Source organism: Vibrio atypicus (assembly GCF_009811315.1).
Classification (GTDB): Bacteria; Pseudomonadota; Gammaproteobacteria; order Enterobacterales; family Vibrionaceae; genus Vibrio; species Vibrio atypicus.
Window position 1 is genome coordinate 1 of record NZ_BLID01000021.1, and the last position, 6436, is coordinate 6436.

5 protein-coding genes are annotated in these 6436 nt (G+C 46.2%); 4 read left to right on the forward strand and 1 reads right to left on the reverse strand.

Annotation, left to right across the window (positions count from 1 at the left end):
- Positions 1-577: 577 nt before the first annotated feature.
- The 4 genes from galE to galM all read left to right on the forward strand — a co-directional run bounded on the left by galE (position 578) and on the right by galM (position 5055).
- The gene (gene galE / locus GVO60_RS21970) at positions 578-1588 is read left to right on the forward strand and encodes a UDP-glucose 4-epimerase GalE (protein ID WP_025795281.1); all 1011 of its coding nucleotides are present in this window, start codon (positions 578-580) and stop codon (positions 1586-1588) included.
- Between the two features lie 55 nt (positions 1589-1643).
- Positions 1644-2696, forward strand: a complete 1053-nt coding sequence (locus GVO60_RS21975) for a UDP-glucose--hexose-1-phosphate uridylyltransferase (RefSeq protein WP_025795282.1) — start codon at positions 1644-1646, stop codon at positions 2694-2696.
- A 124-nt stretch (positions 2697-2820) separates the two neighbouring features.
- Complete coding sequence (gene galK, locus GVO60_RS21980) at positions 2821-3981, forward strand: galactokinase (RefSeq protein WP_023584785.1); 1161 nt, start codon at positions 2821-2823, stop codon at positions 3979-3981.
- A 9-nt stretch (positions 3982-3990) separates the two neighbouring features.
- The gene (gene galM / locus GVO60_RS21985) at positions 3991-5055 is read left to right on the forward strand and encodes a galactose-1-epimerase (RefSeq protein ID WP_023584786.1); all 1065 of its coding nucleotides are present in this window, start codon (positions 3991-3993) and stop codon (positions 5053-5055) included.
- Between the two features lie 63 nt (positions 5056-5118).
- On the opposite strand, the gene GVO60_RS21990 is transcribed toward galM, so the two are convergent.
- The gene (locus GVO60_RS21990) at positions 5119-6117 is read right to left on the reverse strand and encodes a substrate-binding domain-containing protein (RefSeq protein ID WP_023584787.1); all 999 of its coding nucleotides are present in this window, start codon (positions 6115-6117) and stop codon (positions 5119-5121) included.
- Positions 6118-6436 lie beyond the last annotated feature (319 nt).

The window sequence follows — 6436 nt, forward strand, 5'->3', positions numbered from 1 at the left end:
TATTGTACTGCTTCCAGTTAGTTGTTTTGTAACGAGGTTTAGGCATGAGGCTACGACGATTGATGGGCGTAGCCGCTCAGATCGTAGTTTCTTGATTTAGTTCCATCGAATTACGCAACAAAGCCTACCTAGCCTTGTAAGTTTTTTAACACGCTAATCGTGACGTCCCCACAACTTGTGCGTTGTAACTACGAAGAGTCAGCGGTGCTCCGAGTAGTTGCTTCAAACGACACTTGGCAGTTTCAGACAGTTAACCCTAGTGGTAACGATTACAATGCTCGTGGCTATTTTTGGATGCTATGTAAGTTATATTTTGTCATTTGCGTGTGATTACTGTTAAATTCTCGTGAATTAGCCTGGTTGTGCCCATTTTTTTTACAAAAAACTTAAAATTTTTCTTTTTATTTTATGGTAACGTTTACACTAATTTGAGTTTGATCACGGACCTGAATCGGTGTTGGTTGATAGACTTTTAACCATTGAAGAATTGGGCGTATCGACTTGGTGTGAATAACGCAGGCTCAGTGAGCATCAGGTCCGGTACCGAGCAGGAAGCAGCAACAGCGGAGAAGCAAAAGTGAGAGTACTTGTCACAGGTGGTATGGGTTACATCGGCAGTCACACATGCGTTCAGATGATTGAGGCGGGCATGGAGCCCATCATTGTCGATAACTTGTGTAACGCCAAAACAGAAGTATTGAGCCGTATTGAAGCGCTAACTGGCAAACAGCCAACTTTTTATCAAGGCGATATTCGTGATGAAGCGTTTTTGAATTCGGTATTCGCTGAGCATGATATCCAAGCGGTCATTCACTTTGCAGGTCTGAAAGCGGTAGGTGAGTCAGTCGTCAAGCCATTGGAATATTACGATAACAATGTCAATGGCTCATTGGTGTTGGCGCGTAGTATGCGTAAAGCGGGTGTGAAGAGCATCGTATTCAGTTCATCTGCAACCGTCTACGGCGATCCAGAAATCGTTCCGATCACAGAAGACTCACCAACAGGTGCAACCACTAACTCATACGGTCGTAGTAAATACATGGTGGAAGCGTGTTTGAGTGATTTGTTCAATGCTGAAAGCGATTGGAGCATCACTTTACTGCGCTACTTTAATCCTGTTGGCGCGCATCCATCGGGCACCATGGGCGAAGACCCGCAAGGCATTCCAAACAACTTGATGCCGTTTATTGCACAAGTCGCGGTTGGTCGTCGTGAAAAGCTCTCCGTATTTGGTAACGACTACCCAACGCCGGACGGTACAGGTGTGCGTGATTACGTCCATGTAATGGACCTGGCTGATGGCCACATTGCGGCACTGAAAGCTGTGGGGCAGAAAGCGGGCTTGCACACATACAATCTAGGGACTGGTAAAGGTTCTAGCGTACTTGAAATGGTGGAAGCTTTCGGTGCCGCCTGCGGTAAACCTGTGCCTTACGAATTGTGCCCGCGTCGTCCAGGTGATATCGCCGAATGTTGGGCGAGCACAGACAAGGCAGAGCGTGAGCTTGGTTGGAAAGCAACACGCAGCGTTGCTGAAATGACGGCCGATACTTGGAATTGGCAATCTAACAACCCACAAGGTTACTAAATTTCATTCGGTGCAGTGCGTCGGACTAGTAAGAAGAATAAGTTGAGTAAGTAAAATGTCGAACGTTGAATTTAACCCAGTGGATCATCCACACCGCCGTTACAACCCACTAACGGGTCAATGGATTTTAGTGTCACCACACCGTGCAAAACGTCCTTGGAGTGGGGCGGATGAGAAAGCGGCGATTGATGAGCTACCAAGCTACGATGAGAAATGTTTCCTGTGTCCGACAAATGAGCGTATCTCTGGCGATGTTAACCCAGATTATCAGGGCACGTACGTGTTTAATAACGATTTCGCTGCTCTGATGGTGGACTCACCAGATGCGCCAGAATCAGACAACCCACTATTCAAAACCCAAGGTGTACGTGGTTTGAGCCGAGTGATTTGTTTCTCTCCTGACCACAGCAAAACCTTACCTGAACTACCGGTAGACAGAATCCGTGGCGTGATTGATACGTGGAACGAGCAAATTGAAGAGCTAGGTAAAGAGTATGTTTGGGTCCAAGTGTTTGAGAATAAGGGTGAAACCATGGGCTGTTCTCAGCCTCACCCACACGGTCAAATCTGGGCGAACAGTTTCTTACCAAATGAGATTGAACGCAAAGAGCAAAACCTAAAGGCTTACTACCAGGAACACGGTAGCAATCTGCTGGTGGATTACGTACAAGCTGAGCTAAAAGATGGCTCCCGTGTCGTCGTTGAAACCGAGTATTGGTTGGCGGTTGTCCCTTACTGGGCGGCGTGGCCATTCGAAACCATGCTGTTACCGAAAACACACATCCGCCGTATGAGCGAGTTAAGTAATGAGCAGCGTGACGACTTGGCTGTCGCTATTAAGAAGCTGACCAGCCGTTATGACAATTTATTCCAATGTTCTTTCCCTTACTCAATGGGTTGGCACTACGCCCCTTTCTTTGAACAGGGCACAGACATCGACCATTGGCAGCTTCACGCATTGTTCTACCCGCCACTTTTACGCAGCGCGACAGTTCGTAAGTTTATGGTGGGTTACGAAATGCTGGCCGAAAGTCAACGCGACTTAACCGCAGAGCAAGCGGCACAGCGTCTGCGTGATCTAAGTGATTTGCACTACAAAGAACAGTGATTTGGGCGGTTCTAGGATCCTAGGTCCTAGAACCTGAAAAACAGAAAATCAAATAAGTGGTTCACGATCGCGAATGAACAAAGGGTTCGGGGATCTAAATGCAATTTGAAACTGAGATTTAACTATGTCTGATTTAATCCAAAATGTGAAAGCGTCTTTTGAGAACGTGTTGGGCTATGCGCCAAGCCATATTATCCAAGCGCCTGGTCGTGTAAACCTGATTGGTGAACACACCGACTACAACGATGGTTTTGTACTGCCATGTGCAATTAACTATCAAACGGTTGTTGCGGCAGCAAAGCGTGAAGACAACCTAGTACGCGTGGTATCGGTTGATTACGATAACGCGGTTGATGAATTCGATATCACTCAAGAAATCACGTTCCAAGAAGACAAAATGTGGGCAAACTACATTCGCGGTGTCGTGAAGTGTCTGTTGGCTCGTGGTTACCAGTTTACCGGTGCTGATATCTCTGTCAGCGGCAATGTCCCTCAAGGTGCAGGGTTGAGCTCATCAGCGGCACTGGAAGTCGTGATTGGTCAGACGTTCAAAGTGCTCTTCAACCTGGAAATAAGCCAGGCGGAAATCGCATTAAATGGTCAGCAAGCCGAGAACGAATTTGTTGGTTGTAACTGCGGCATCATGGATCAAATGATTTCGGCAGAAGGCCGTGAAAACCACGCCATGTTATTGGACTGCCGTAGTCTGGAAACAGAAGCTGTTTCTATGCCTGAGGACATGGCAGTCGTGATCATTAACTCGAATAAAAAACGTGGTCTGGTTGACAGCGAATACAACACTCGTCGTGAGCAATGTGAAGAAGCGGCACGAATCTTTGGTGTTAAAGCTCTACGCGATGTCACCATTGAGCAGCTCAACGAGAAAGTTTCTGAGTTGGATGAATTGGTGGCAAAACGTGCGCGTCACGTGATCACTGAAAACGATCGCACAGTCGAAGCGGCAAAAGCGCTCCGTTCGCATGATATTAAACGAATGAGTGAACTGATGGCTCAGTCGCATGCATCAATGCGTGATGACTTCGAAATTACCGTCAAAGAAATCGACGTCCTGGTTGAGATAGTGAAAGAGGTAATTGGCGAAGAAGGAGGCGTGCGCATGACCGGCGGTGGCTTCGGTGGCTGTATCGTCTCTCTCGTTCCACCTGCATTGGTGGATAAGGTGAAATCGACGGTAGAAGCTAAATATCAAGCTGCGACAGGTTTAAAAGCGTCGATTTATGTGTGCAAAGCCAAAGATGGAGCTGGTCTGGTTGAAGCGTTGTAAGGGCAGGCGATGAAAGCATATTTTGAACAATTAGAACAAGCGATGATGCAAACGCCATCGTTTGACGGTCAAGCGGCGAATCTGCTCCACCTTACTAATGCGAATGGTATGACGGCATCGTTTATGGATATTGGTGCGACTTGGTTGAGTTGCACGTTGCCGTTAGATGGTGAACACCGTGAAGTGCTATTGCGCTCGCCAAGTATGGCAGAACACATGAAGCAAGACGCCTATTTTGGTGCTATCGTCGGTCGTTTTGCCAACCGTATTGCAAACGGTCAATTTGCGATCGATGGAGAGCATTATCAACTTGGTGTTAATAATGGTGAAAACTCGCTCCACGGTGGCTTAGATGGGTTCGATAAACGCCGCTGGAAGATTGCGGAACAAAGTGATAGACAAGTTGTTTTTACGCTTCGATCGCCTGATGGTGACCAAGGTTATCCTGGCAATCTCGATGTCAAAGTCACATACACGTTAACCGATGAAAATGAACTCGTTATTGCCTATGAAGCGAATACCGATAAAACCTCTCCGGTGAATTTAACTAACCACGCTTACTTTAACTTGGCGGGCGAGGCGAGCAACGCGAAAAGTTTGGACCATACGTTGCAGCTTAGTGCAGATCATTACTTGCCAACGGATGCGGGTTTAATTCCTACGGGTGAACAAAAACCTGTCTCTGGTACCAGTTTTGATTTCACTGAGCCAAAACTTATTGGCCAGGCATTTCTTAGCGAGCAGGATCAGAAAAACGCGGGTGGCTACGATCACGCCTTTGTGTTCAAGCCTGAAGTGACCGATTGTGTGTCTGTTGCCGCGGTTCTTATTGCACCGAAAGAAGATGTGGTGATGAAGGTCAAAACCACTAAACCAGCCATCCAGTTCTATTCAGGAAACTTTTTAGCAGGTGCGCCGGGCGCAAGCAAAACTTACGCGCTTTATGACGGCCTTGCATTGGAAACGCAATACTTTCCTGATGGACCAAATAAACCAGAATGGGGACTCAACATGGGGACGTTGAGCTCAGGGGATTGCTATCAGCATCGAACCGTGTATCAGTTTGAATTTTAGATAGCATTTGGGGTGGGCTCTATGCCCACCTTTTTTGATTCGTAGCTAATTAGATATAGACAATCAACAACGCTCAACAGAATTTCTGCGCACTAATGTTGGGCTGAAAATAATAGTTTCATCTTCAACCTGTTCATCACGTGACAGTGCTAAAGCTAAGCGAGCAGCACGTTCAGCCATCATCTCGATTGGATAGCGAACTGTGGTGAGGCGAGGATGAACAAAGCGTGCAATTAAGCCATCATCAAACCCCACCATCGATATCTTACTGGGTACTTCAATGCCGTTTTGATCTAATGCTGACAACGCACCCGCTGCCATATAGTCGTTGTAGGCGACAACGCCAGTCATCTCCAAAGATTTGGTTAACAGATTCGTCATCGCAACTTCACCGCCATCACTGTTTGGCTCACCGTACTCGATATAATTTTTTGATAGCTCAATGCCATGTTCTTTTAGTGCATCCAGATAACCTTGCAGGCGTTCATCTGTATCTTCAATATCCTGAGTTGAGGCGATACAAGCTATTTTTCGATGCCCGTGACGAATCAAATATTCCGTTGCTAAGAATGCGCCTTTGCGGTTATCAAGGGAAATACAACGATTGGCTAACTCGGGAATATTCCGATTGATCAGCACCATGCTTTTTACCTCTTTGGCGTAACCAATCAGTTCTTTATCAGACAGTCCTTTGGAGTGGATGACGATTGCATCACAACGACTATTGATTAGCAATTCCAGGGCTTGGCGCTCATCTTCAGGATTGTGGTAACCGTTACCAATAAGGATATGTTTGCCATTTTCACGCGCGACGTTATCGACTGATTTGACCAGTGTACCGAAGAATGGGTCGGACACATCACTGACTAACACACCCATCGTATCAGTGCTTTGGCTTACCAGTGAACGGGCTGCTGCATTGGGTCGGTAGCCTAACTTGCCCATCGCTTTGGTCACAGCATCGATTGATGATTGACTTGCTTTAGGTGACTTGTTTAACACACGTGAAACGGTTGCGACCGAAACTCGTGCTTCTTTCGCCACATCCTTAATCGTTGCCATATAGAACCTTTAGTGGTTAAAAATTTTAACTGGAAGTATGAAACCCCGTTATGTAACAACTTAAATTAACCAGTAGGTTTGGGTTGTAAGCTTTGGATTTTATCACTTATATTTTAAATAGCTAATGTTGTGGTAGCGTTTACATTATAGTGTCGGTGAAAAGTAAATCTTGATCACTTTTCAGGTATATGAGGGGCTTTGTTGCGTAATTCAGACGAGAAACCAAACCTCCTAAAGTTGAGCGACTTTTATACAATATACTGAGTTTCAGGCATACCAAGCCCTGTAAGTTTGTTCAGTGCTTTGATCATGGCGTAAG

Excerpts from the sequence above, each read along its gene's own strand:
- GVO60_RS21975 (WP_025795282.1), top strand. The coding sequence starts at position 1,644 with ATGTCGAACGTTGAATTTAACCCAGTGGATCATCCACACCGCCGTTAC.
- galK (WP_023584785.1), top strand. The coding sequence starts at position 2,821 with ATGTCTGATTTAATCCAAAATGTGAAAGCGTCTTTTGAGAACGTGTTG.
- galM (WP_023584786.1), top strand. The coding sequence starts at position 3,991 with ATGAAAGCATATTTTGAACAATTAGAACAAGCGATGATGCAAACGCCA.
- GVO60_RS21990 (WP_023584787.1), bottom strand. The coding sequence starts at position 6,117 with ATGGCAACGATTAAGGATGTGGCGAAAGAAGCACGAGTTTCGGTCGCA.